Origin of the sequence: Streptomyces hilarionis (assembly GCF_024539675.1) — a bacterium.
GTDB classification, from domain to species: domain Bacteria; phylum Actinomycetota; class Actinomycetes; order Streptomycetales; family Streptomycetaceae; genus Streptomyces; species Streptomyces hilarionis.
In genome coordinates, this window is the sequence record NZ_JAHHIT010000323.1 from 1 (window position 1) to 2,845 (window position 2,845).

Below are 2,845 nucleotides of genomic sequence, written 5' to 3' on the forward strand. Positions count from 1 at the left end.
GCCCCGGACAGGCCCGCCCCCGACACGCCCGCGTCGGGCGTCCCGACGACGGCGTTCACCCCGGCCCCTGCGAGCAGCCCGGCCGAGGTGGATGCGAGCCGGACCTGTGTGACCTGTGACGGCGGCGGCAGCCCCGGTGCCGGCGGCGGGAGCGGCGAGGACGCGGGGGAAGCCGACGGCGGAGTCCGCCCCGTCCGCCCGCACCCGCGCGGGCCGCGCGGCGGGCACGCCCCCCGTCCCGCGCGCCGCGTCGCCGGTCTGTTGCTGGGACTGGCGGCGGGGGACGCCGCCGGCTGGCCCGCCGCACGCCACCGCGCGGCCCGGATGCCCGAGTGGACCCGCCGTCTCACACGCGAGCTCGACACCTTCGCCGAGCACAACGCGACGACCACGCTCCCGGTCCCCATCGCCCTGAACCAGCCTCCCGAGCCCCTGCGCCTGGGCCCCTCGGACGACGCCGAGTGGGCGGCGTTCGCGGCCGAGGCCGTGCTGCGGGCCGGTGACGACAGCGCCCTCGGCGACCTGAGCCGGGAACGCCGCACGCGCGCCGCGATCGACCTCGCCTGGAACGCGATCGCGTGCGAGGTGGCGGCGGCGGCCGACCGCGCGCCCGAGGTGGAGTCCGCCGTCCTGCCGCTGCGCGCCCGCATCTCCGTGCGGGCCGGCCTCGGCAACCTCGCCGCCGGGCTGCGCCCGCCGGCCACCGGCCACGACAACCCGCACTACTTCGACGACGCGGCCTGCGTCCGCGCCTGCGTCCTGGCCGTGGCCCACCCCGGAGACCCCCGGCTCGCCGCCGCGCTGGCCGAGTTCGACGCCCGCTACACGCAGGACGGCGACGGTGTGCACGGGGCCCGGGCGATGGCGGCCGCCCTGGCGCTGGCCCTCGTGGGCGCGGGCCCCGAGGAGTGCGTGGCGGCCGCGCTCGCCGAGCTCCCCGAGCACACCGAGATCGGCCGCAACGCCCGTCACGCGCTCCGGCTGGCCCGGGACGCCGACAGCGCCTTCGCGCTCGTCCCCCTCCTGGAGCACCAGATCGTCGACCACGTCTACAGCTACGGCATCGCCGCGGCGGAGACGGTCCCCGTGGCGCTCGCGCTGGCGACGGCGTCCGGCGGCCGCATCGCCGAGGCCGTCCCCGCGGCGGCCTGTCTGTCCCGGGTCGCGGACTCGGCTCCGGCGCTGGCCGGCGCGCTGACGGGCGCGCTGGGCGGCGGCGACGCGATCCCCGCCGCCTGGCGCGACAGCTGCCGCGTCCTCTCCGGCTGCGCGCTCCCCCGCCTCACCGGCACCGACCTGGTGAAACTCGCCGAACTCCTGGAAGCCGCACAACCGGCCCCACCAGGAGGATGATTCGGGGCATGACGCCCAAAGCACCGGAAAGCAACGGCGCGACCCTGGACGAGCGCCTCACCGGCGCCCTGGTGGGGGCCGCCGTGGGAGACGCCCTCGGCGGCCCCGTCGAGGGCTACTCCCCCGAGCAGATCCTCCAGCGGCACGGCGGCCGGATCCACGGCATCGTCGGCCCCTGGAACGGCGACGACTGGCGCACCGCCCGCCCCCTCGCCCCGTACCACAAGGGCGACGGCCACGTCACCGACGACACCTTGATGACCCATGCCCTCATCAGGGTCTACGCCGCCGTGCGCGACCACCTGGACGCCTACGCCGTCGCCGACCACCTGGTGGCGGACCTGATGACGACACCGCGCTGGATCCCGGAGCTGGAGGCGGAGGCGCTCCCCCTGCACCGGATCTTCCTCGCGGAGAAGTGGCTGGTGGCCCGGCTCCACTACGGCCACGCCGACCCGCGCGAGGCCGGCGTCGGCAACATCGTCAACTGCGGCGCGGCGATGTACATGGCGCCCGTGGGTCTGGTCAACGCGGCCGATCCCGCGCGCGCGTACGCCGAGGCGCTGGACGTCGCGGGCGCCCACCAGTCGTCGTACGGCCGCGAGGCGGCAGGGGTCTTCGCGGCGGCCGTGGCGGCGGCCTGCGCCCCGCGGGCGACAGCGCGGTCCGTGGTCGAGAGCTGTCTGTCCCTGGCGAAGGACGGCACCCGCGCGGCGATCGAGGCGGTCGGTGAAACGGCGGACCGCCACACCGACGTCGAGTCCGCGCTCGCACCGCTGAGGCAGGCGGTGGCGCCGTTCGACACGGTCGGCCCCGACTACCGCCGGCCCTCCCTGGCCGCCCGCCGCCCCTCACGGATCCACGCGATCGAGGAACTCCCCGTCGCCCTCGGCATGTTGCTGGTGGCCGACGGCGACTACCGGCAGGCGGTGCTCGGTTCGGTGAACTACGGCCGCGACTGCGACTCCATCGCCACCATGGCGGGAGCGCTGGCCGGCGCGCTCGGCTCGCCCGTCCCGGACGAGTGGGCCAAGCAGGTCGCCGACGCCAGCCGGCTCGACCTCTGGCGGCCCGCCGCGACGCTCGCCGAGGTCGCCCGGGAGATCTTCGCCCGCGACGTGGACCGCCGTCGCGCCCACGAGCGGGCGTTCCACGCCCTGGGAGGCACGCGATGCTCCGACTGACCTGGGTCCAGCCGGAGGACCTCCTCGGCCACGAGCTGCGCCAGGCCGCCGAGGACGGCCGGGAGGCCGGGGCGATCGCCGCCCGGTGGAAGGCCGCGGGCGGCTGCGAGCCGCCGGCCCGGGCGGGCGCCTCTCCGCAGCGCGCCTCCCGCTATCTGCGCCTGCTCGCCGAGGACCTGCTGGACGAACTGGCCGACCTGCCCAGCAGATCGGCCGAGGACGAGCCGACGGAGCTGGAGAAGATCGAGGCCCTGTGCCCGCAGTGGCCGACCCGCCCGGACGACGCCCCTCCCCCGGCCACCCCGCAC

2 protein-coding genes and 1 pseudogene are annotated in these 2,845 nt (G+C 77.1%); all 3 read left to right on the top strand.

The window, feature by feature from the left end; all coding sequences use genetic code 11:
* The first annotated feature begins 108 nt into the window (after positions 1 to 108).
* Positions 109 to 1,353, top strand: a complete 1,245-nt coding sequence (locus KMS84_RS38320; RefSeq protein ID WP_256921176.1) for an ADP-ribosylglycohydrolase family protein — start codon at positions 109 to 111, stop codon at positions 1,351 to 1,353.
* Between the two features lie 8 nt (positions 1,354 to 1,361).
* On the top strand, positions 1,362 to 2,537 hold the full coding sequence (locus KMS84_RS38325) for an ADP-ribosylglycohydrolase family protein (protein WP_256921175.1): 1,176 nt from the start codon (positions 1,362 to 1,364) through the stop codon (positions 2,535 to 2,537).
* A pseudogene (locus tag KMS84_RS38330) lies at positions 2,525 to 2,845 on the top strand (ADP-ribosylglycohydrolase family protein); the annotation flags it as partial. The gene KMS84_RS38325 and the pseudogene KMS84_RS38330, both read left to right, overlap by 13 nt.

Excerpts from the sequence above, each read along its gene's own strand:
- KMS84_RS38325 (WP_256921175.1), top strand. The coding sequence starts at position 1,362 with ATGACGCCCAAAGCACCGGAAAGCAACGGCGCGACCCTGGACGAGCGC.